We start from the raw sequence: 21,815 nt of genomic DNA on the forward strand, positions 1-21,815 counted from the left end.
ATGGGGTTTTATCATGCGGTCTTTCATTTTGAATTGAGGGGGGCACATGCAATGGGATTGAAAATAAAAAAACATAAAATCGTTGCGATCATGCTGGCCGTGATGCTGATGTTTCTTGCCGCTTGCGGCAGCAATAACAGTACCGGTCCCGCCGGCAGCTCATCATCCTCCGGCGGCGGGGATCAGCCTGTAAAGATAGGGGCTATTCTGTCCTTTTCCGGAAATTTTGCTCCATTGTCTGAAAGTATTAAACAAGGAATGGAGCTGTATTTTGAGCTGAACGGCAATAAAATCGGCAACCGTCCTGTAACCATCAAATACGAGGATGACGAAGCCAGTCCTCAAGTCGCCCTCCGCAAATACCGGCAGCTGGTCGAAAGCGAGAAAGTCGATATCCTTGCGGGCCCTATTTCCTCCGCCGTTGTTTACGCACTGCGCGATGTGATCGAGAAGGACAAAGTGGTGTTGATTGATGCCAATGCGGCTGCCAACGATATTTCGTGGGACAAGAAAAGCGATTATATTTACCGCGTCTCCATATCCAACTGGCAGGACGGTACGCCGGGAGCCGAATATATTTATAAAAATATCGGGAAAAGGGCCTACGTCCTTGCACCTGACTATCCGGCCGGCCACGAAACGATAGAGGCCTTTAAGGCGGCCTTCATTCAAGCGGGCGGCGAAATTGTCAAGGAAGCCTGGCCAAAGCTGGGGACGAATGATTACGCCACTTACCTGACGGATATTTTAAACACGAAGCCCGATCTTGTCTTCCCTTTCCTGGCCGGAACCGACGCCATCCGCTTCGTGCAGCAATACGAGCAATTCGGCGTAAAAGGCAAGATTCCATTAACCGGAACCCAGGAGTTTTTGGACCCGTTAGTGACCGACCCGGCCGGAAAAGCCGCTGAAGGAATTATCGGGGCCACGATGTATACCGCTTCACTGGATAATCCGACCAACCATAAGTTTGTCGAAGAGTTTACGAAGAAATACAACAAAACACCGAACTACTTTAATGTTCAAGGATACGATACGGCGCAGGTCATCAGCAAAGCCATAGAGAAGGCGGGCAGTACGAAGTCCGAGGATTTAATCAAGGTGTTGAAGGATATCACTTTCAGCAGCCCGCGCGGCGAACTGGCAATGGATCCGAAAACGCACAATCTGGCTTTGGATATGTATTTGGCGAAAAACGTATGGAAAGACGGAAAGATTGCGCAGGAAATCATGGGAATAGCCGCAAAAGGGCTCAAAATACCGGAAACGCCGCCGGCTAAGACGAATTAACAAGCCATATCCAAGGGGGGGCTTGTCCCCCCGTTTTATTATCCAATGCGTCTATGGCCTTGAAGGAAAGAGGAGGATACCATGGCTGGTACAACGCTGCTCATGCATATTTTGAATGGTTTGGCCTACGGCATGCTTTTGTTTATGATCGCCGCGGGGCTATCCATTATCTTCGGATTAATGCATATCGTCAATTTGGCACACGGTGCTTTTTACTTGGCGGGAGTATATATCGCCTATACTTTTGTCAAGCAGAACATGGGATTTTGGCCTTCCTTGCTCATATCGATAATCATTGTTGCCATCCTTGGCATCCTGATGGAGAAATTTCTGCTCGAACGGGTGTACGGCAAGGAGCTTGAGCAGGTACTGCTGACGTTCGGGCTTGCCTTTATATTTGCCGATCTGGTGAAGTGGATCTGGGGAACGAGCCCTTTGACACTGCCTGTTCCGGCTGCGCTGGATGCTTCAATGAACTTGGGGGTGATCACGTTCCCGGCGTACCGGATTTTTGTTATCTTCGTCGGCTGTCTTCTTGCGGTTCTGCTGTGGTATATGGAAAATAAAACGCGCATCGGCGCCATCATACGGGCCGGAGTGGATGACCGGGAAATGCTGTCCGCGCTTGGCATTCATATTAAAATCGTATTTACCTCCATATTCGCGGTGGGAGCCGCGCTGGCTGGTTTAAGTGGTGTATTGGGCGGGCCGATCATGGGGATGTATGTGGGCATCGATTCGGAAATCTTGATTTCATCCCTCGTCATTGTCGTGGTTGGCGGTCTCGGAACATGGAAAGGGGCCTTTATAGGGGCGATTTTAATCGGCGTCGTCGATACGTTGGGACGTGTCTGGTTCCCTTCGTTTACGATGGCCATGGTTTTTGCCATTATGATCATTGTTTTATTGCTGAAGCCTAACGGCCTGTTTGGAAGGGGGGCTCATGCTTGAAAAAAAGCACCTTATCGCTTAGCGCCGCCCTTGTCGTTTTTACCCTGCTGCTGCCCCTTGTTCTTTCGTCGTATGGCCTGAAATTGACAAGCGAAGTGCTGATTATGGCCATTTTTGTCATGAGCCTCGGGCTGATTATCGGCTTTGCGGGGCTTGTATCGCTGGGGCACGCCGCTTTTTTTGGAGTAGGCGCTTATGCGGTGACATTGATTGGCGAACACTTGGACAATACTTATGTGCTGCTCCTTGCGGCTATTGTTTTATCGGGGTTCGCCGCTTTCGTTTCCGGATTGCTGTTTATCCGTTCGTCGGGAGCATATTTTTTAATGATTACGTTGGCGTTTGGGCAGATGCTGTACGCCATTGCGTATAAAATGGAGAATTTGACCGGGGGGGTTGACGGTAAGGCGGTTGCGGCGAGCTTCAACCTAGGTTCAGGCGAAATTCACAGCCGACTGGGATTTTACTATGCAGCCGCTGTGGCATTTCTTGTGAGTTATTTTTTGCTCCGCGCATTGATCTCATCACCGTTAGGAAAAGGCATTAAAGGGATAAAGGAAAACGAATTGCGCATGACGGCGCTCGGATACAATACGCGGCATTACAAGCTGATCGTGTATTCCTTGTCCGGCATGATGGCCGGCTTTGCGGGCGGACTTTATGCCTACTTTAATGAATACGTTTCGCCCGATCTGCTGCATTGGGGTTACTCCGGCCAAGCGCTGATCATGGTTATCGTAGGCGGCGTCGGAACCTTGATCGGGCCGGCTGTCGGCGCGGGCTTTTTCGTCATTCTGCAAAATTATATCAGCTCCTATACGGACCGTTGGCCGATCGTGATGGGCTTGATTTTTGTCGCCATCGTGCTTTATGGACGGGGAGGGGTCATTCACATCGCAGATTTGGTATGGAGCAAAATCAGACCCAAACGGAGTACCAAACGGGATAACCCTGTGCTTCCAAAGGAGGAGAACGGCTTTGAGTCTGCTAAAGGTTGAACGTCTGTACAAATCGTTTAAAGGATTGCAGGTGTTGAAGGATGTATCTCTGGAAGTGCAGGCCGGTGAGCGTCATGTCCTGATCGGACCAAACGGAGCCGGAAAAACGACGCTTTTTAATTGTATTACCGGGACTTTGCCGATCGATGAAGGAAGCGTTGAGGTGAACGGCAGACAAATCAGCGGCCTTCCCGCCTTTACGGCTGTCCGTGTCGGGATGTCCAGAACCTTTCAAAAAAATAATCTGTTCGGCAGCTTGACCGTTGAAGAAAACCTGCATCTGGCCATCATCGCATGCAAGCCGTACCGGTTTAACTTTTTTAAGCCCTACTACCAATATAATGAATTGTTAACGGAAGCCGAAGAACTGCTGAAGCAGTGGAATCTTTGGGAACGCCGCGGCCACATCGTCAATGAGCTTTCTTACGGCGAACAAAGGCTGCTGGAAGTGCTGCTCGCCCTGGCCTGCAAACCGCAAATTCTGCTCCTCGACGAGCCGACATCGGGCATGTCTCCCGCGGAGACGGTTCAAACCACCAAGCTCATTCAGAGCATGCCGCGTTCCATTACCCTGCTGGTCATTGAGCATGATATGGAAGTGGTGTTTTCGATTGCCGACCGCATCACCGTTTTGCACCACGGTGAAGTGTTTTTAAGCGGCGCTCCGGAGGAAATTCGCGGCGACGAGCGGGTCAGGGATATTTACTTCGGGGGAGGTAAGCTGCAGCATGCTGAAGCTTGACGAAGTTCATACGTATTACGGAAACAGTCATATTTTGCAGGGCCTCTCCTTTGAAGTGCCCCAAGGGAAGTGCGTGGCTCTTCTCGGCCGGAATGGAGCGGGCAAAACGACCACGATTCATTCCATCGCCGGCTTGACGCCCCCGCGCAAGGGAACCATTACGTATAGGGGCAAACCGGTTTCCGGGCTGCCGTCTTACAAAATCGCGCGCCTTGGCATCGGATTGGTGCCCCAGGGAAGGCGCATTTTCCCTTCGTTGACCATCCGGGAGAATTTGACGGTGCCCGCCAAAGACAGCCGGCAGAAGGATAAGGGGCATAAGAGCTGGGATTTGGAGAGCGTGTATGCATTGTTCCCGGTTCTCAGGGAGCGCGAACACAACATGGGTACCCAACTGTCAGGCGGGCAGCAGCAAATGCTGGCGATCGGAAGAGCATTAATGACCAATCCGCAGTTTATCCTGATGGATGAGCCGTCGGAAGGATTAGCTCCCGTCATGATTGAACAGGTGGGGGATATCATTAAAAAATTGAAGGAAACCGGCCTATCCATTCTGTTGGTAGAACAAAATTTTTATTTGGCATGCGATGCGGCCGATGAAGTCTTGGTGATGAACAAAGGGCAAATCGTGTGGAAGGGTACGCCGGAGGAGCTGTTGGCAAACGAGGACATTCAGCATCAATATTTGGGAGTGTAAGCGAGCGAGGAGACGGCTTCGGCAGTCTCCTTTGTTTCGCTGCGGCTTTTAGCTGACAGAGGTCTTTAACGCAACAACGTTTAATGCCGCTTTCTATAGCCCAGCCTGACGGAGATTTCGTTGGCGGCGCTAATGATTTTGTGGATGTATCCCTTCAGGTTGGCGGGATTCATGCGATGGGTAGGGCCGATGACGGTCAATGTATTGACCACCTGGTTTGTATAGTCCCGGATGGGTGCTGAAATCGATGTGACCCCTTCTCTCAACTCTTCAACCGATACGGTGTATCCTTGCTCTCTGGCTTTTTTGATGAGGTTGAGGATCGTTTCGGGATCGGTATTCGTTTTTGTCGTGTAGGCTTTCAGCTCACCCCCAAGAATACGCCGGACGACCTGCTCGTCCTGATAGGCGAGCAGCACCCTTCCCGAGCTTGTGCAGTAAGCGGGATTCCTTCTGCCGATATGGGTCAGGATTTGGATGGGATGTTTACACTCAACCTTCTTAATATAGATGACATCCGTGCCGTCCAATACCGCAATATGGCACGTTTCCTGAATGTCGTCCACGAGTTTTTGCAGTACCGGCAAGGATTCCCTTTCAACTTCCAGATTGCTGGTGACGATCGTGTTCAAATTCAAAATCGACAACCCCAGCCGATATTTTTGCGTTTCATGATCCTTGGTGACGAATCCCTCGCTTGCGAGCGTACTCAGCAGTCGGCTGACCGTGCTTTTTCCTAACCCCAGCGATTTGGCCAAATCGGTTACTTTTTTCTCCGGCTCATCCAAGGAAAAGCTGTTTAAAATACGAAGGGCGTTTTTAACGGACGAAAGTACATAATCGTTATGGTTCGAATGGTCCATGGAGCAGTCTCTCCCTTTAGCGCTGTCGCATATTGTTGCATATAAAAGAACACTAATCTTGTATATAGAACAAATGTATCATAGACTCCGTACAACCGCAATCGGTAAAATGGCTGGTATCTTAACGCTTCGCGGCCGAAGTGGACGCAGCCCGGCAAGAGATATAGAATGAAATGGGGATCGCCGGGAAGCCTGTCAGGCGCTATCCCAAGATGACATAATAAATATCGGAAAGGAAGTCCATATGATACGTTTTGCTGTTATCGGAACCAACTGGATCACGGAGGAGCTCATCAAGGCGGCCCGGGAAATCGAAGACTTCGCCTTGACGGCTGTGTATTCCCGTACGGAAGAGAAGGCCAAGGAATTTGCGGCCAAGCATGATATTCCTCACCTATTTACGGACTTGGGGAAGATGGCGCAAAGCGATGTGTTCGATGCGGTTTATATTGCCAGCCCGAATTCATTTCATGCGCAGCAAGCGATTCTCTGCATGAGTCACGGCAAGCATGTATTGTGCGAAAAGCCGATAGCCTCCAATACCCAAGAATTGCGTAACATGATAGCGGCGGCGAAAGAGAATCATGTCCTGCTCATGGAAGCCTTAAAGTCAACGCTGCTTCCGAATTTTCAGGCCATCCGGGAGCACTTGCATAAAATAGGTCCGGTACGCCGTTATTTTGCCGGCTATTGTCAATATTCCTCGCGCTATGACGCCTATAAGCAGGGAACCGTTTTGAATGCGTTCAATCCTGTTTTTTCTAATGGTTCTTTGATGGATTTAGGCGTGTATTGCATCTATCCTATGGCGGTGCTGTTCGGGAAGCCGGAACAGATCAAGGCCTCCGGCATCCTGCTCGGGTCCGGGGTGGACGGGGAAGGAAGCATACTGATGAAGTACAAGGAGATGGAGGCGGTCATCATGCACTCCAAGTTTTCAAGCTCTTGCCTGCCGTCCGAAATTCAAGGAGAATACGGCACCATGATCATCGATAAAATCAACCAGCCGGAAAAAGTGGAAATCCGCTATAGAGACGGCAAGGTTGAAGAGCTGACGCGGCCCCAAAGAAGCCAATCGATGTATTATGAGGTCAAAGAATTTATCGACTTGTTGAAAGCCGGGAGAACGGAATCGGCGACGAATTCTCATGCCCATTCCATGACCACTTTGGAAATTATGGACGAGGCCAGACAACAAATCGGACTTCAATTCCCGGCGGATCAGGAAAAATAATCCGAACTTGCCATTCGGTGCAGGCTGTGATAAGATGTAATAAAGCTGTGATAAACGAATCCAAAAGCAAGCTGCTCTTAACAAGTGTTGAGAGCAGCTTTTCTTTTTTGGACCAAAGGAGAAGGAAAACGATGAATTTTCGCAAAAAGTCATTAGAGGAAATCCCTGAGGAATACACAAGGATTTGGTCTTGCGAGACGGAAGGCTGTAATGGATGGATACGGGACAACTTTGCTTTCGAGTATGTGCCAACTTGCTGGAAGTGCCTCTCCCCCATGACTAGCAGCATGAAGATGCTGCCTCTCCTTGTAAATTCGAATGGCGATCTGAAATCGCTCAAGAAAGGCATACGGATTTCATAGCCTCTGGCAGCAGTTTTCTTCCCGGATTGCGTTTATTTCAGATACCTAAAACCGTACAAGCAGCAGGATGCTTGTAAGAACTCTCCCATATTGGAGTTGGATGAACCATGTATCCTATCATTGATGCTCACGTGCATTTGGATTTATATGAACCGGCGGTGCTGGAGAAACTGCTTCAATCCTGTGATTTATATCGGATTCAAGGGCTGCTGACGGTTTCGATGAATGCGGAATCGTGCCTGCGCAATCTCCGGTTGAAGCGTCAGCTCCCGCATGCTGTTTTTCCCGCATTCGGCTATCATCCGGAGCAGGCGCCGCCTGCCGAAGAAGATATGGAAAATTTATTCGAATGGATGGATCGGCACCGGGATGAAATGATGGCGATCGGCGAGATCGGACTTCCCTATTACATGCGTAAAGCGGCGGAGAACAGAGGCGAGCATTTCAATGATGAGCCCTATTTGCTTCTGTTGGAACGCTTTGTTCAGTTGGCTGTCCGGCTGGATAAACCGGTGGTGCTGCATGCCGTATATGAGGATGCGGAAAGGGTATGCGATTTGCTAGAGAAGCAAGGAGCAGAGAAAGCTCATTTCCACTGGTTCAAGGGAAGCGGGAAGACAATGGCAAGGATGATGAAGAGAGGCTATTACGTTTCGGTAACGCCTGATGTGGTATACAAGCCGGAGATTCAAGCGGTGGTTCGTGCGTACCCGCTCGAACTTCTGATGGTGGAAACGGACGGTCCGTGGCCTTTTCGAGGCGTATTCGAGGGTCAAACGACCCATCCGCGTATGATTCGTGAATCCATTAGGCAAATATCTATGCTGAAGGGAATGCCGGAACAAGAAGCAGCGATGGTGTTATTCGAAAATACACGGCGCTTTTACAATCTGCCGTTGTAATCGATACACAGGTCTAGAACCATATAAATCTCCTGATCATATGATATTTCTATAAAACATAGGAGGTGGGATATATGGATAAATTTCTGACCTATGTAGGCGGGTTGATAGGTGGATATGCACTGATTAAAGTGCCGGTAGAAGAAATCACAGCACTGTCCGGTTTAAATACAATCCTCGACGTAGTCGGCTCTCTGGCCGTCATCGTTTTTGGAGGAACATTGGTCGTTCGCGGCGTTTTATCGCTTTTAGGAAAATAATTACAAAGCAAAAACTCCGTTTATTCAATCCTTTAACAGCTGCCTATGTTAAGGGATTTTTTTTATTGCTATTATATCTCCTAACCAATTATACGGTTTCTTTTAGATTGCTATTTTGTCTGGAACAAGGCAGGCTCAATGTATTCTCCCGAATCAACATGAAGCATGACATAGACTTAATATAAAATCATGCAACTTCGGAACTTTTTGGAACGGATTGCGTAAATAGATTTCAGAAAGCCATTGAAAAAATAACAAATACGGAGTGTGATAGGGATGAATCGACGGCCCCATCGCGGGAGATTCAAAGGCAAGCTGGTGATGCTGTCCGCGCTCAGCTTAAGTCTTCTTCCGTTAACGGCTCATGCGAACGAGATCAGTACGGGCACCAGTTCGGCGGCTGCAGCTTCCGTCAGCGGTTTTAATGCTTCCTCCGGAACTGCACCTTCTGCTGCCAAGGAAGCAAAACAGGTGAAAGCGGAGGCCAAGATTACGAAGGATGAAGCGGTCGCCATCGTGAGAAAACTTTTTCCGAAATTGCAGGATGCGCAGCCGGTACGTGTGGAGCTTGGAGATTCCCACTCGTATCCTCCCCAATATCAGAACGTTTGGACCATCGGCTGGCAGATTACATTCGGCAACAGCAGCTACGGCTTCGACAGTAAAGTCGACTCGATCACCGGCGATCTTCTGCAAACCCATCTGTATTTCCCGACGGATGAGGGCAATGAAGCGTACTATCCGCCGAAGGTTTCCAAAGAAGAGGCGCTGGGGCTGGCCAAAGCATTTATTCAGAAAGCTTCACCGACCTTATCGCTTGACAGCCTGAAGCCCGTGGACCAGTCTCCATACACCAATCAGGCGCTTTTCGGTCCGGTGCAGTATGAATTTTCTTTTACCACTTTAGTTCATGGATTGGCCCATCCCGGGGGACATATTTCAGTAACGATCAACGGCAACGGAGAGGTCACAGGCTATTACCGGAACGTGGTTACTGCCGATTATCCATCTCCTGAGCCCGCCATCACCCCGGAAGAGGCCGCCAAGAAGTTCGTGCCCCTAAGGGATTTAACCCTGCAGTATGTCCCGGTGAATCAGCCGAATTTCAAGGGCAAGAGCTGGTTTCTCGGTTGGGTGCAGCCTTTTTATGCCGACTTAAGTATCGATGCACAAACCGGTGAATACATTAACTTCACGGGTGCAGTCGTTCAGCCTGAAAAGGTTCAATATAAAGACATTCAAAAGACGGATAAACTGTTTACCGTGACAACGGGCAAAGGCGAAAACCAATTATTGACAGGTGAGCAGGCGGCGGAGCTTGTCGAGCGAGTGGCGTCCATTCCGGGCAATCGCACGAGATCCACGCAGAGCCTTAATACATATTGGTCGGACGTGAATAAGAAGGTTTGGAATATTACCTGGATGGAAGCGGCGCCTGCCGGTCCTTATCCTTATAGCGGTCAAACAAACGCCGTGGTGGATGCGCGAACCGGACAAATTCTGGAGTTCCGCGTGGATCGTATGGCTCCCCCATGGACGAATCCAAAGCCGGATACGGAGAAGACAACGGCTGCAATCTCTCAGGCTGAAGCCGAAAAGAAGGCTTTGGCTCTGATTAACGAGTTGTATCCGAATGCGTCGGAAGAATTAAAATGGCTGTCCTCCGATCCGTATGCCGCACCGGCGGGAGATGAACAAACCTTTGGATTCCGATTCCAGCGATTCTATAAGGGAATCCCTGTCGGAGGGGATTCCGTGAGCATTATATTGGATGCCCAGGGCCAATTGAAGAGCTATCAGAGCACGCGTTCAGATCAATTGGAAGCGGGTACGGCTTCCCTTGCAGCGAATATAACGAAAGCTCAGGCTGAAGCCATCTTTTTGGAGGGCATATCACAGGAATTGCAGTACAAAAACTTTGGCGGTTTTTATACGGACAGTCAATACGTGGAGCCCGATATCAAGCTGGTCTATCAACAAACGTACAAAGACAGTGCGAAAAACGGTTATGTGATCGATGCGGCGAACGGCCGGTGGCGGGCTACCTTCGTCAATCCTGTGAGCACCGTTGAAAGATCGGTGGAAATGCCTGTCGATATTGCGGGGCATTGGGCACAGAAAGATTTGGAGACGATGATCCGGCACAACATCTTATCCGCAGATTCAAGCGGCCAATTGCATCCTGATAAGACGATCACGTTAGGCGATTGGCTTCTTATGGTGTCTCAGGCGGTACATCCGCATTATGCGAATTCCTATTATGACAGAAATGCCAAGCCGGCGTTCGAAGATATCGACGAGCAGAGTCCTTACTATGCAGCCGCCCAGCTTTTTGTTCAGTTGAAGTGGCTTGATCCGAAGAAAACGCCGCAGCTTCGTCCGGAGGAAACTCTAACGAAGGAAAAGCTGGCGGTTCTGCTGACTCAAATGATCAAGTACAATAAGCTTGCGGAACAACTGCAGCAGAATCCGCAGTTGAATTTCGAGGATTCGGAACTCATTGCCGAGAAAGGCGCCGTCTGGCTGATCACTCAGCTGGGTGTGCTCGATGGTTCCGTCCGGAAGTTCAATCCGCAGGGAGAAGTGACCAAAGCCCAAGCGGCAACCGCTCTGATGAGACTTGTTCATTTACAGGGCAAACTGGACCAGAAGATAGCCATGTAATGTCCTGATCCGGCAGTCCAAACCTTTTTTATAGGAGGTTTGGACTGTTTTTTTGTTGCATATCTGCCGGGACCGTGTGATAATATGGGGTTGTCATATGGAAGAAAAGTCTTCTCGATTTTGATTATCATGGAGGCAAAATCATAGTGGAGCGTTACCCTTTTACTTATGATCATTCTCAACCGTTCATCCGGCAGGCCGGCGAATGGATAGCGGATGTCTTTTACGATATTCTGCCGGAAGCCGGTTTCGAAGTCCGCGATGAACAGATTTATATGGCTTTCCAATTGGAACGGGCGTTTGCCGAGAAACAAACCATTTTTGCGGAGGCGGGAGTGGGGACGGGGAAAACGCTTGTTTATTTGTTATATGCGATTTGTTACGCCCGTTATATGCGAAAGCCGGCTGTGATCGCCTGTGCGGACGAGTCTTTAATTGAACAACTGGTCAAGCCGGAAGGGGATATCGCAAAGCTGGCGAAGCACCTGAGCCTGGCCGTTGACGCCAGGCTGGGGAAGTCTGCGGACCAGTATCTTTGTCTGGTCAAGCTGGACAAAGCGAGATTCAGGGACGAGGATGCGGAAATGTTCGAGCAATTATACGAGGAGCTGCCCGGGTTTGTTCATTCTCATGAAACCCTGCAATCGTTTTATGCTTACGGCGACCGGAAGCAATATCCGCATTTGAATGACGAGCAATGGAGCAAGATCAATTGGGATGCTTTCCAGGATTGCTTCGTATGCGACAAAAGGCACCGCTGCGGGCAAACGCTCTCCCGCGAGCATTACCGCCGATCTGCCGATTTGATCATTTGTTCGCACGATTTTTACATGGAGCATGTGTGGACGTATGAGAGCAGGAAGCGGGAAGGGCAGCTGCCGCTGCTGCCGGATCACTGTGCGGTCGTATTTGATGAAGGGCATTTGCTGGAATCTGCCGCGCAGAAGGCGCTGACCTATAAATTAAAGCATGACGTGTTTGAAGAACTGATTACCCGGCTGCTGCAGGGGGAAATACGCGAATCATTGGCTGTGCTCATTGACGAGGCGATTGCGCAAAGCGAGACGATGTTTGACTGGTTAAGACGCCGGAGCAGAGAGATTCCCGGTTCGGACCGGAAGGAGCTTCTGCTCGACGATCGGCTGCTTCAGGAAATACACCGGTTCCGGACGGTGCTTGCAGCGATTGAAGAAGAGCTCGTGTTTGAAAGCGGTCTTCACACCTTGAATGAATATCAGCTCCGCATTGTCGAAGAGCATCTTGAAATGATGCAGAAAGCATTGAGTCTTTTCCAGCGATCGGAGTCATTGGTATGCTGGTTGACGGAAAGCGGGAGCGGAGCGGCTTTGGTGATCATGCCGAGAACCGTCAAGGAAGTGCTTCGGGAGCGGGTGTTTGGCTCGAACATGCCTATCGTTTTTTCATCGGCCACACTATCCGTGGAGGGCTCCTTCCGTTATGTAGCGGAAAGTCTCGGGATCGAGCAATATTTGTCCTTTTCCGTTGACTCTCCATATGAATACGAACGGCAAATGGAAGCGATCGCGCCTCATTGGTCTGCCGGCGGGACATTTTCGGAGAAAATGGAGGCCGCTGTCTCGCTGCTCGAACGAACGGAAGGAAGAGCGCTGCTGTTGTTTCCGGCGAAAGCCGAACTGCAGCGGTTTAAACGGGAGATTGCGTCGTATCCCGAACTCTTCGGGAAAATGCGCTTCTTGTTTGAAGGCGATCAGGAAATCAGCCATCTTATCGCTTCTTTTCAGCATGACGAAACGAGTGTTCTATGCGCCGTCAGCTTGTGGGAGGGACTCGACGTACCGGGGCCGTCCTTGTCCAATGTCATCATATGGTCGCTGCCTTTTCCGCCTCAAGATCCGGTCTTTATGGCCAAACGCAGAGCGGCGGAGTCTCCTTTTGAAGAGGTCGATCTGCCTTATATGCTGCTGAGGCTCCGGCAAGGGATGGGACGATTGATTCGCTCCCGTGAGGATCGGGGGATCGTGGCCATTCTATGTGCAGAGCTGCACAGGCAGCCCATGCTGCGGGCCCGCGTTGAAGCTGTGCTGCCGCCGGGGGTTTCTCTCAAAAATTCGCTAGCTTAGGGGACAGTTGGTAAACTTTGTGTCATGAAATCTCATTGTATCCGTGTTACAATGGTTTCCGTTCCTGTTTAGGAATGCGACATCAAAAAGGCCGAAGCTTAATTCGTAAGCGCGGGGGAACCCATATCCTTGGGGTGAAGCCACTATGGTGGCCGGGTGGTTGCTCTTTGACCCGAATCCGTCAGCTAACCTCGCAGGCCGTAAAAAGGAGAGGAATGCAGTGAAAGGTTTTAAGAAGTTGGTTTTGACAGGTGTTTTGGCACTTGGCCCGATCATTGGCGCCGGCGCGGTTTCAGCTGCTCCGTCGCACACGGTATCAAGCAACGATACCCTGTGGGCGATCTCCCAGAAATACGGTATCAGCCTGAAATCGCTTATTACGGTGAATCCGCAATTGGTTAACCCAAATCTAATATGGCCAGGAATTGTGCTTAATATTCCCGGTAAGTCAACGGGTATAGGTTCGGGTTACGGTACAGGCTCGGGTTACGGTTCGGGTAACGGATCGCAGCAGGGAACAGGAACAGACAGCACGACACAGTCTTCTTATGCCAGCCAAGTGGTAAATTTGGTGAACCAGGAACGTGCCAAAGCCGGTTTAAGCCCGCTTGCCAGCGACAGTGCATTGACGAAGGTGGCTTTAGACAAGGCAAAGGACATGTATGAAAAAGGCTATTTTGACCATAATTCTCCTACCTATGGGTCTCCTTTTGATATGATGCGCTCTTATGGCATCCGTTATACCTACGCGGGTGAAAATATTGCCAAAGGGCAAAGAACACCGCAAGAGGTAATGGATTCATGGATGAACAGTCCGGGACACCGTCAAAACATTATGAGCCCGAACTTCAACAAAATCGGAGTGGCTTATTATAATGGCGTGTGGGTACAGATGTTTATCAAAAATTAATTCGGACTAGAAGAACAGGCTGTTGAGAATGTCTCAGCAGTCCTTTTGTTTGCCATGATATTTTAATGCGACATAGCTTCTGCCGGATTAAAGACGGTATTGGTCAGTCCTTTCGCGGAACGGCATTCGTCCTGGACGTTTTAATGCAGGCTTCAATGAAATCCATAATACCGGCAAATGCGGAATGGAATCGGCCGAGGAAGTGACGCCTGCCGTACTGAATTGGATTGAGCACAATGCCCGGAAGATTTCGGCAATCCGTTTGCCGGCGATCCTCTGCCGGCGTGGATTGCAGCCTCCCTGCTGAAGGGTCAGGAGGCGGGACGCGACTATCTGGTCGTTTCGCAATGTGCGCACGTCTGCCAAAGAAGCGTTCGTTTCGGGTCATGGCTCTATGTCCGAACGTATCATGACGGGTACCATTTATTCGATCAAGAGATGCTATTCGATCTCGACAGCGATCCTTATGAGCAAACGAATCTGGCTGCGGAGCATCGCCAAGTTTGCCGAGATGCGGTATATTATTTAAATGAGTGGCATGACCACATGATGGAGACGATGCCTTTCGATACAGATCTGCTCTGGACGGTGATGAAAGAGGGAGGACCTTATCATGCCAAAGGATTTTTGCCGAAGTATGCGCAGTGGTTGGAACAGACAGGACGCGGTCATGCGATTACAGAGCTAAAACGGAGACATCCTGCGGAATTCGGTCATGGCCGTCCGAAGGGATAAGACCTCCGTTGAACGGTGGAGGAGGATTGAAATGAATGGAAAAAAACCGTGCTGCTGCACGGCCGGCAGAGAGGTTTCGGGCCAGCCGGATTCTCATTCTTTGCCCTTGCAGGGCAAACGCTCGGCCAAAGATCCTAAAGAAGGCATGATTTATTTGCCCGGCGGTGAATTTTTAATGGGAACCGCGGATCAGGAAGGGTTTGCCCAAGATGGCGAAGGCCCCGTTCGTTCGGTTAGACTGGATTCTTTTTATATCGATCCTTACGCGGTGAGCAATGCAGAATTTAAAGCATTTGTCGATGCTACCGGTTATCGCACGGAAGCGGAGGTTTTTGGCTGGTCCTTTGTGTTTCATTTGTTCGTTTCCGCCGAAACGGCGAAAGGTGTGACGCAAGCGGTTCAGCAGACCCCCTGGTGGTGGGTTGTGAACGGCGCATGCTGGAAGCATCCGGAAGGTCCGGATTCTCACATTGATGACCGCATGGACCATCCGGTGATCCATGTTTCCTGGAATGATGCGAATGCCTACTGCCAATGGGCCGGCAAACGGCTGCCGACCGAAGCGGAATGGGAGTACGCGGCAAGAGGAGGTCTTGTGCAAAAACGTTATCCGTGGGGAGATGTCCTCAAACCGGATGGGGAGCATCGCTGCAATATTTGGCAGGGCAAGTTTCCGGATAAAAACAACTGCAGCGACGGGTATGCGGGAACCGCGCCTGTCCATGCGTTTAAACCCAACGGTTACGGATTATATAATGTTTCCGGGAACGTATGGGAATGGTGCTCGGATTGGTTTGCTGCGAATCATACGGCAGACCCGCTTGTTAACCCGCTTGGTCCGGCGACGGGTCAGGAAAAAGTGCTGCGCGGAGGTTCCTATTTGTGCCACAAATCGTATTGTAACCGGTACAGAGTCGCTGCGCGCAGTAAAAATACACCGGATAGTTCCACGGGCAATATCGGTTTTCGCTGTGCTGCCGATGCCTGATAGGGAACAAAGAACGAACCAGGCTGTCGTGGTCTCCCCACGGCAGCCTTTTAAATTACTGTTGATGATCATTAGAGGATATGATAGATTTTAGTGGACGTGGAAATGAATGGTAGGGGGAAATGGATGATGAAGCACCCGAATTGTGGTTCAGCGGCTACGAAAGCGAGCACGATAACGGACTGAACAAATTTATGTTCCGTACACCTTGAACGAATACGTGTTTGAAAAGAACGGAAAGATTTATACCGTGACGATCCGGATTAACGACGCCGTCAAGACCGATGCGCAGTGGAAACGGCTGACGGAGGCGTTCGGCTCGATGCAGTTTTTCAAAAAATGAAAGCCATTCTTGTGAAAAAGAGCCATTGCGGCTCTTTTTCGGCGTTTACGGGGAAACGTAAAGCACGGGATTCTTTCGTATACCTGACATAAGCCAAGTTTGTCTGCGCATATACAATACGGAATGCTTTATCTTTCAAGCGTTTCAAAGTTGCACGGATGCCATGCGAGGCTTGATAACAAATATCGGAGAGTGTTATGATTATTTTATTTGAGACATTGAGACATAAGGATGCTGATGGAGTTGACTAAAGTAAACATAAATGGGCTTGACATCCATTATTCCGTTGTCGGCACAGGGCATGAGGTGGTGATGCTGCACGGTTGGGGAACCAATCTGCAAACCTTTCATGCGATTCAGCAGCATTTATCCCGGCATTTTAAAGTGTATGCATTCGATTTTCCCGGCTTCGGAGAAAGCGATACTCCTCCCGAGCCGTGGGGGGTTACTGAATATACGAATCTGCTCGCTTCATTCATACAGTCGATGGGGATCGATAATCCGATACTGATCGGCCATTCCTTCGGCGGAAGGGTCTCAATTCGATATGCCGCTGCGAATCCTGTAAGGAAAATGATATTGACCGGAAGCGCGGGAATCAAGCCGAAACGCAGCCTGAATTATTATGTAAAGGTATATTCGTTCAAAACGGCCAAACAATTGCTCAAGCTCCCGGGCCTAAACCGGTATTCGGAGCGCATATTGAACCGGATGCGAGCCAAATTCGGCTCCAGCGACTATAAGAATGCATCAGGCGTAATGCAGCAGACGCTGACCAAAGTCGTCAACGAGGATCTGCGGCACCATCTTCCTCATATCAAGGCATCGACCTTATTGATCTGGGGCGAGAACGATACGGCTACCCCTGTTGCGGACGGAAAATTGATGGAACAAATGATACCGGATGCCGGTCTGGTCGTGCTGAAGAACGCCGGTCATTTTTGCTATTTGGAAAAAGGCCGCGAGTTCATCGTCATCGTAGACCATTTTTTGGCGAAGGATAAGGGAGGCAGCCATGTTTGAGCTTGTTCTTGCGTTAGCGTCGCTGTTATGGCTGGGGCATGCTGTCCTGCGTCTTCTAAACGGCGTACATATGCTTCAATTGAATTCTTACCGCAATGAGCGGTTTATGGGCTGGTTTAAAGGCCACGTGAAGGAACGGCTGTCCTTAAGAGAGTGGCTTCCGTTATTGTCTTTTGCCGCCCTGCTGTTCCAAGCGCCGGTGCTTGGTTTAATTCTTTGGACGCTGCTATATGCGATGTTGATATGGCTGCGGCCCAGGAAACAGGAGAAAAAGAAGCTGGTCTATACGGCCAGGGTCAAGCGGCTGCTTGTGACGATTGGCGTTCTGGTAGCGGCGGCTTTGGCGGTTTCCCTAACCTTTGCATCCGCCGGAGACAGCCTTGCACCGTTCATCTTATTGTTCGCCGTCGCGCTGCTGTCCGACATGGTGGTGTTGTTGGCCAATATGATGAACCTGCCTGTCGAAAACCGGATCAACCGCTACTATTTGAACGATGCCGCGCAGATTGTGCGGCAGATGAAGCATTTGACGGTGATCGGCATTACCGGTTCGTATGGCAAAACAAGCGTGAAGCATTTTCTGAATACACTGCTCAGTCAAGTGTACGAGGTGCTGGTGACGCCGGAAAGCTACAATACGCCGATGGGCGTAACCAAGACGATCCGGTCGATGCTGCGTCCTACGCACCGGTTTTTCATTACCGAGATGGGGGCCAAGCAAACCGGCGATATCCGCGAGCTGTGCGAACTGGTCAGTCCCAAGATCGGCATTCTGACCGCCGTCGGGCCCCAGCATCTGGAGACGTTCAAGACACTGGAGAATGTGCAGCGGACCAAATTCGAGCTTGGAGAGAGCCTTCCGCCGGACGGCATCCTGTTTATGAACATGGATGACGAGAATATCGCATCCTACCGCGGGAATATTGCGGCAAGAAAAGTAAGTATCGGAATTCACCGGCAGGATGTCGATTATCGTGCCCAAAATATACAATACACCGGCAAAGGCGCAGCGTTCGAGCTCGTGAAGCCGGACGGATCGGTTCTTGCCTGTGAGACGAGCCTGCTTGGCGAGCATAATATCTATAACCTTCTTCTGAGCATGGCCGTCAGCCTTGAGCTTGGGGTTCCCGAGGAAAAACTGGCGCTGCTCGTGAAGCGGATCAAGCCGGTAAAACACAGACTGGAGCTCAAGAAATTATCCGACAAAATCACGATACTGGACGACAGCTTCAATTCCAATCCGGTCGGTTCCAAAGCGGCTCTGGATGTATTGGCCCAGATGCCGGGCAAACGGATCCTGATTACCCCGGGGATGATCGAGCTCGGGGAGCAGGAATATGAGCTTAACCGCAAGTTTGGCATTCATGCGGCGGGAGCCTGCGATTATATTATACTGGTCGGGCAGAAACAAACCAAGCCGATTCAGGACGGCTTGCGTGAAGCAGGCTACCCGCAGGAGCGGCTGTATATCGCCAGGGATCTTCAGGATGCGCTCAGGCAAATGCATCTTGTAGCCGAACAGGGAAGCATTGTGCTGCTCGAGAATGACCTGCCCGATAATTATAATGAATGATGGGGGACTCGCAATGAAAGTAAAAGTAGGGGTTTTGTTCGGAGGCATGTCGGTAGAGCATGAGGTGTCCATTATCTCCGCTCTGCAGGCTATTCACGCGTTGAACCGGGATAAATACGAGCCTGTACCGATTTATATCGATAAGCAAGGGTACTGGTATACCGGAGAAGGGCTGATGGATATCGACAATTACAAGCAGCTTCCGGAGCTCTTGAAAAAGAGCGAGCAGGTAATTTTACATACGAATCAGGAAGGAAAACATCTTCTGATCAACGCCGCATCCGGGCTGTTCCGCAAAAAAATCATCGATGAAATTCATGTCGCCTTTCCGGTCACGCACGGGACCTATGGAGAGGACGGGTCCTTGCAGGGCTGGCTCGATTTGAACAAGATCCCTTATGTCGGCTGCGATGTGCTCTCCTCTGCGGTCGGTATGGACAAAATCATGATGAAGACGATCGTCCGCGGCGCCGGTCTGCCGGTGATCGATTACGTGTGGTTTTACAGCAAACGTTGGTTTGACGCGCAGCAGGAGTGTGTGGAGCTGGTAGAGCAAAGGCTGGGTTATCCCGTGATCGTAAAACCGGCAAACCTGGGGTCCAGTGTCGGCATACAGAAAGCGGACGACAGGGAAGAACTGGTCGAAGCGATAGAGTCAGCGGCATCCTATTCTCCCAGAATTATTGTGGAGAAAATGGTCACCAATTTGAAGGAAGTCAACTGTTCGGTCATCGGCGACTATGAGCATGTGGAAGCTTCCGAGTGTGAAGAAGTGCTGAAATCGGACGAAATCCTGAGCTACCAGGATAAATATATGAACCAGGCCGCCAAAGGAATGGGCGGTACGAGCCGGATTATCCCGGCGGAGATCGGGGAGGAAACCACACGCCGGGTGCAGGAGCTGGCGAAGCAAACCTTCCTGGAGCTGGGCTGCAGCGGTGTGTCACGGATCGATTTTTTGATCGATCAGAACACCAACAGCGTGTATATTAATGAAATCAACACCATTCCGGGCTCGCTCTCCTTTTACCTGTGGCAGCCCAAAGGGAAGGATTTCGAGCAGCTGACGGACGACCTGATCCAGCTCGCACTCAAGCGGAGCCGGGAACGGGCGCAGCTCACCTTCTCTTACGACACCAATCTGTTGGCGCTGCAGGGCAAAGGCGGCGGCAAGCTGGGCACTAAAAAATAGCGCTTTAAGGAGGATGCCTTCATGAAGGACCTTTCTCCAATACCTGCTGGCCCGGGGGTCGACGGGTGGCAGAGGATACCGATTGAAGAAAATCATGAACAACTGGTCTCCTTGAACCGATTAACCCATCGAATGATCGTTCGTCCGTACTATTACGCCATGAACATTCCCACAGCGATCGATGGGGCTTATGTACGGCAGGGTGCAATTTGATAAACCGGGAGCTGATCGTCGGATTTAGCTATAACGAGCAAAAGCTTGAAACCTTTTTCCGGAATGAAAGCATCATTTTTCGAGAAAATCTATGGTTGGATCAGGAACCGCTTGAGTCGGTGAAGGGGTACAGCGAGGAGCAGTTAAAAGCTTTTGCCGAGAAGGATTTGCAGTTTCATCTCGAAATTGACGGTGTTCGACTGCAGTGTCTTTACGCCAGGCATGATGAGGCCAACGGCCTCGTTCTTGGCTTCGCTGCTTCCGAAGAGATCACCCAAAACCCTGACGAATACAACAAAATCAAGCTCGGCTTCCGTATGCCGCAGCTGGCCGGGAAGAAACAATTCAGCGTTATTTTATCGGAGCCAACCTACGGTGTGGACATTCTTTACTCCAATCAGCTGCAGAACGTGAAGGTGACCGCCATACCTTTCTTCGATCACGATGAAGTGATTACGAATTTACCGAACGATATGATCAGGATCGAGTTAAATGAATGGGTGCTTCCTACAAGCGGGAGCCGATTAGCGATAAAGCTGGTCGGCTTTTTTGGTATGTGTTGAAATAAACGCGGGGGATTGAATTTTTACGGGTTAACAATAAACCAGGGTGCCTGAGTCGCTTGACTCTCGGAACACCCTGCGGGTTTACGTATCAAGGAAGCAATGGAACAAATTCTTTGACAATTTGCTGATGACCTTGGTTCTCTTCGTATGCCTCTTCTCTTTCGAGATTGAATTTTTCCATAATCGGAAGATCGCTGCAGGAGAAAAGGTAGGCGTCTTCGGAAGAGGTAACGACGTGCTCGTGCCAAGCCCAATTCGGTACGACGAAGAAATCACCTTTGGACCAATGGAACTGTTCCCCGTTGATCACGGTATAGCCGGCTCCTTTAAATACCTGATAGATGGTTGAATGGGTATGGCGATGAGCCTTAGAGCGGAAACCGTTGGGCAGCTTTTGCATCCAGGCGGCAATCGTCGGGTTTGCCGTTAATCCATTGGATGGATTGATATATTCGACGGCATACCCGTCAAACGGGTCAGGCTCGAACCGGCTCAGTCCATGCAGAGCGGCAAGCGTTTGCGCCCATTTGAACGAGCCCAAAGGTGCGATTTTGGAGCTGCGGTCGGAAATCGGGCGGACCATTCCGCCTGCGTACCGCATCGCGCTATAGTTATCCGGTACGGAGGGCTGTTCGATTTTCTCCGGATAAGATTCGAAGAAGGTGCCTCCAAGGGCATAGATTGTTGGGATATCCAGACAATCCATCCAGATCATCGGCTTATCGCCAGGATGGGAGTGCCCGTGCCATAACGTTTGGGGCGTGGTCAGGAAGTCTCCTTCCTCCATGAAAATCCGTTCGCCCTGCACGATGGAATAAGCGCCTTGGCCCTCAATAATGAACCGAAGCGCACTTTGCGTATGCCGATGGGAAGGGGCCGTTTCCCCGGGAAGAATAAGTTGGACAGCGGCATAAAGCGTCTGTGTCGTTGAAGCCCATCCCCAAGGCTGGCGGTTGGTCAGGCCGGGATTTTGCAAATAAATTGCCCGGCGTTCACCGCCGCGGTCCGGCGTGAAAATATCTTTGGCTTCCATCAATTTCTTATAAAGCGTTTCCCATTTCCAAAGATAGGCTTGCGCATGAGGCGCAGGCTGTTTATGCATTAAATCGGGTATCGCATTCCACAGCGGCCCAAGGTAATATTTTTCAATTTCTTTGTTAAAGTTTTGGACGGTTTCACTTTGAAAAAATTCGTTTTTTTCTGCCAT

At 50.3% G+C, this 21,815-nt stretch carries 23 protein-coding genes and 1 riboswitch; of the genes, 21 read left to right on the plus strand and 2 right to left on the minus strand.

Translation table 11 applies throughout. The features are described 5' to 3' along the window. Positions 1–51 precede the first annotated feature (51 nt). The 5 genes from NR121_RS12955 (at position 52) to NR121_RS12975 (ending at position 4,678) form a co-directional block, all read left to right on the plus strand. Positions 52–1,290 carry an ABC transporter substrate-binding protein gene (locus NR121_RS12955; RefSeq protein ID WP_062406373.1) on the plus strand — a complete coding sequence of 413 codons (1,239 nt, stop codon included), beginning with the start codon at positions 52–54 and terminating at the stop codon, positions 1,288–1,290. An 81-nt stretch (positions 1,291–1,371) separates the two neighbouring features. Beyond that, positions 1,372–2,241 carry a branched-chain amino acid ABC transporter permease gene (locus tag NR121_RS12960; RefSeq protein WP_174350560.1) on the plus strand — a complete coding sequence of 290 codons (870 nt, stop codon included), beginning with the start codon at positions 1,372–1,374 and terminating at the stop codon, positions 2,239–2,241. Continuing rightward, positions 2,238–3,239 (plus strand): branched-chain amino acid ABC transporter permease, encoded by a 1,002-nt coding sequence (locus NR121_RS12965; protein ID WP_062406377.1) that lies wholly within the window; start codon positions 2,238–2,240, stop codon positions 3,237–3,239. Before NR121_RS12960 ends, NR121_RS12965 begins: the two co-directional genes overlap by 4 nt. Continuing rightward, a complete protein-coding gene (locus NR121_RS12970) occupies positions 3,220–3,981 on the plus strand; it encodes an ABC transporter ATP-binding protein (RefSeq protein WP_054817588.1) in 762 nt (253 codons plus the stop codon). Before NR121_RS12965 ends, NR121_RS12970 begins: the two co-directional genes overlap by 20 nt. Then, positions 3,968–4,678 (plus strand): ABC transporter ATP-binding protein, encoded by a 711-nt coding sequence (locus NR121_RS12975; protein WP_074728043.1) that lies wholly within the window; start codon positions 3,968–3,970, stop codon positions 4,676–4,678. The genes NR121_RS12970 and NR121_RS12975 overlap by 14 nt, the downstream gene beginning before the upstream one ends. 80 nt (positions 4,679–4,758) lie before the next feature. Here NR121_RS12975 and NR121_RS12980 read toward each other — a convergent pair whose 3' ends face one another. Then, positions 4,759–5,541, minus strand: coding sequence for an IclR family transcriptional regulator (locus NR121_RS12980; RefSeq protein WP_074728041.1), 783 nt, complete (start codon positions 5,539–5,541; stop codon positions 4,759–4,761). Between the two features lie 244 nt (positions 5,542–5,785). Between NR121_RS12980 and NR121_RS12985 the strand changes: the two genes are divergently transcribed. The 16 genes from NR121_RS12985 (at position 5,786) to NR121_RS13060 (ending at position 20,605) form a co-directional block, all read left to right on the plus strand. Next, entirely contained in the window at positions 5,786–6,775 is a 990-nt protein-coding gene (locus NR121_RS12985) for a Gfo/Idh/MocA family protein (RefSeq protein WP_256831300.1), read from the plus strand. Positions 6,776–6,906: 131 nt separating this feature from the next. Continuing rightward, positions 6,907–7,137: a cold-shock protein gene (locus NR121_RS12990; protein WP_054817589.1), complete on the plus strand. Its 231-nt coding sequence runs from the start codon at positions 6,907–6,909 to the stop codon at positions 7,135–7,137. A 107-nt stretch (positions 7,138–7,244) separates the two neighbouring features. After that, positions 7,245–8,039, plus strand: coding sequence for a TatD family hydrolase (locus tag NR121_RS12995; RefSeq protein WP_174350558.1), 795 nt, complete (start codon positions 7,245–7,247; stop codon positions 8,037–8,039). Positions 8,040–8,113: 74 nt separating this feature from the next. Beyond that, a complete protein-coding gene (locus NR121_RS13000; RefSeq protein ID WP_054817590.1) occupies positions 8,114–8,299 on the plus strand; it encodes a hypothetical protein in 186 nt (61 codons plus the stop codon). A gap of 276 nt (positions 8,300–8,575) precedes the next feature. Continuing rightward, positions 8,576–10,963 carry a YcdB/YcdC domain-containing protein gene (locus NR121_RS13005; protein ID WP_256831301.1) on the plus strand — a complete coding sequence of 796 codons (2,388 nt, stop codon included), beginning with the start codon at positions 8,576–8,578 and terminating at the stop codon, positions 10,961–10,963. 146 nt (positions 10,964–11,109) lie between these two features. Continuing rightward, positions 11,110–13,065, plus strand: a complete 1,956-nt coding sequence (locus NR121_RS13010; RefSeq protein WP_062406392.1) for an ATP-dependent DNA helicase — start codon at positions 11,110–11,112, stop codon at positions 13,063–13,065. Between the two features lie 79 nt (positions 13,066–13,144). Beyond that, a riboswitch (cyclic di-AMP (ydaO/yuaA leader) is annotated at positions 13,145–13,280 on the plus strand. A gap of 5 nt (positions 13,281–13,285) precedes the next feature. Beyond that, positions 13,286–13,975, plus strand: coding sequence for a CAP domain-containing protein (locus NR121_RS13015; RefSeq protein ID WP_054817594.1), 690 nt, complete (start codon positions 13,286–13,288; stop codon positions 13,973–13,975). A gap of 394 nt (positions 13,976–14,369) precedes the next feature. After that, the gene (locus tag NR121_RS13020) at positions 14,370–14,504 is read left to right on the plus strand and encodes a hypothetical protein (RefSeq protein WP_256831302.1); all 135 of its coding nucleotides are present in this window, start codon (positions 14,370–14,372) and stop codon (positions 14,502–14,504) included. Between the two features lie 17 nt (positions 14,505–14,521). Beyond that, positions 14,522–14,710 carry a hypothetical protein gene (locus NR121_RS13025; RefSeq protein WP_054817596.1) on the plus strand — a complete coding sequence of 63 codons (189 nt, stop codon included), beginning with the start codon at positions 14,522–14,524 and terminating at the stop codon, positions 14,708–14,710. Positions 14,711–14,741: 31 nt separating this feature from the next. Next, complete coding sequence (locus NR121_RS13030) at positions 14,742–15,698, plus strand: formylglycine-generating enzyme family protein (protein ID WP_054817597.1); 957 nt, start codon at positions 14,742–14,744, stop codon at positions 15,696–15,698. 208 nt (positions 15,699–15,906) lie between these two features. Then, positions 15,907–16,041, plus strand: coding sequence for a hypothetical protein (locus NR121_RS13035; protein WP_256380579.1), 135 nt, complete (start codon positions 15,907–15,909; stop codon positions 16,039–16,041). A 243-nt stretch (positions 16,042–16,284) separates the two neighbouring features. Then, positions 16,285–17,064 (plus strand): alpha/beta fold hydrolase, encoded by a 780-nt coding sequence (locus tag NR121_RS13040; RefSeq protein ID WP_235594226.1) that lies wholly within the window; start codon positions 16,285–16,287, stop codon positions 17,062–17,064. Next, positions 17,057–18,637: a UDP-N-acetylmuramoyl-tripeptide--D-alanyl-D-alanine ligase gene (locus tag NR121_RS13045; protein WP_054817599.1), complete on the plus strand. Its 1,581-nt coding sequence runs from the start codon at positions 17,057–17,059 to the stop codon at positions 18,635–18,637. Before NR121_RS13040 ends, NR121_RS13045 begins: the two co-directional genes overlap by 8 nt. A 13-nt stretch (positions 18,638–18,650) precedes the next feature. Continuing rightward, positions 18,651–19,829 (plus strand): D-alanine--D-alanine ligase family protein, encoded by a 1,179-nt coding sequence (locus NR121_RS13050; protein WP_256831303.1) that lies wholly within the window; start codon positions 18,651–18,653, stop codon positions 19,827–19,829. A gap of 21 nt (positions 19,830–19,850) precedes the next feature. After that, the gene (locus tag NR121_RS13055; RefSeq protein ID WP_054817600.1) at positions 19,851–20,042 is read left to right on the plus strand and encodes a hypothetical protein; all 192 of its coding nucleotides are present in this window, start codon (positions 19,851–19,853) and stop codon (positions 20,040–20,042) included. Next, positions 20,039–20,605 carry a hypothetical protein gene (locus NR121_RS13060; RefSeq protein ID WP_256831304.1) on the plus strand — a complete coding sequence of 189 codons (567 nt, stop codon included), beginning with the start codon at positions 20,039–20,041 and terminating at the stop codon, positions 20,603–20,605. The genes NR121_RS13055 and NR121_RS13060 overlap by 4 nt, the downstream gene beginning before the upstream one ends. 91 nt (positions 20,606–20,696) lie before the next feature. On the opposite strand, the gene NR121_RS13065 is transcribed toward NR121_RS13060, so the two are convergent. After that, a complete protein-coding gene (locus NR121_RS13065; protein ID WP_062406402.1) occupies positions 20,697–21,815 on the minus strand; it encodes a cupin domain-containing protein in 1,119 nt (372 codons plus the stop codon).

This window comes from Paenibacillus sp. Pae15 (assembly GCF_024519685.1).
Lineage (GTDB): Bacteria > Bacillota > Bacilli > Paenibacillales > NBRC-103111 > Paenibacillus_G > Paenibacillus_G naphthalenovorans.

Bases quoted from the DNA above. Each gene is read 5' to 3' on its own strand.
- NR121_RS12955 (WP_062406373.1), top strand. From the start codon at position 52: ATGGGATTGAAAATAAAAAAACATAAAATCGTTGCGATCATGCTGGCC.
- NR121_RS12960 (WP_174350560.1), top strand. From the start codon at position 1,372: ATGGCTGGTACAACGCTGCTCATGCATATTTTGAATGGTTTGGCCTAC.
- NR121_RS12975 (WP_074728043.1), top strand. From the start codon at position 3,968: ATGCTGAAGCTTGACGAAGTTCATACGTATTACGGAAACAGTCATATT.
- NR121_RS12980 (WP_074728041.1), bottom strand. From the start codon at position 5,541: ATGGACCATTCGAACCATAACGATTATGTACTTTCGTCCGTTAAAAAC.
- NR121_RS12985 (WP_256831300.1), top strand. From the start codon at position 5,786: ATGATACGTTTTGCTGTTATCGGAACCAACTGGATCACGGAGGAGCTC.
- NR121_RS12990 (WP_054817589.1), top strand. From the start codon at position 6,907: ATGAATTTTCGCAAAAAGTCATTAGAGGAAATCCCTGAGGAATACACA.
- NR121_RS12995 (WP_174350558.1), top strand. From the start codon at position 7,245: ATGTATCCTATCATTGATGCTCACGTGCATTTGGATTTATATGAACCG.
- NR121_RS13000 (WP_054817590.1), top strand. From the start codon at position 8,114: ATGGATAAATTTCTGACCTATGTAGGCGGGTTGATAGGTGGATATGCA.
- NR121_RS13005 (WP_256831301.1), top strand. From the start codon at position 8,576: ATGAATCGACGGCCCCATCGCGGGAGATTCAAAGGCAAGCTGGTGATG.
- NR121_RS13020 (WP_256831302.1), top strand. From the start codon at position 14,370: ATGTCCGAACGTATCATGACGGGTACCATTTATTCGATCAAGAGATGC.
- NR121_RS13025 (WP_054817596.1), top strand. From the start codon at position 14,522: ATGATGGAGACGATGCCTTTCGATACAGATCTGCTCTGGACGGTGATG.
- NR121_RS13030 (WP_054817597.1), top strand. From the start codon at position 14,742: ATGAATGGAAAAAAACCGTGCTGCTGCACGGCCGGCAGAGAGGTTTCG.
- NR121_RS13045 (WP_054817599.1), top strand. From the start codon at position 17,057: ATGTTTGAGCTTGTTCTTGCGTTAGCGTCGCTGTTATGGCTGGGGCAT.
- NR121_RS13050 (WP_256831303.1), top strand. From the start codon at position 18,651: ATGAAAGTAAAAGTAGGGGTTTTGTTCGGAGGCATGTCGGTAGAGCAT.
- NR121_RS13055 (WP_054817600.1), top strand. From the start codon at position 19,851: ATGAAGGACCTTTCTCCAATACCTGCTGGCCCGGGGGTCGACGGGTGG.
- NR121_RS13065 (WP_062406402.1), bottom strand. From the start codon at position 21,815: ATGGCAGAAAAAAACGAATTTTTTCAAAGTGAAACCGTCCAAAACTTT.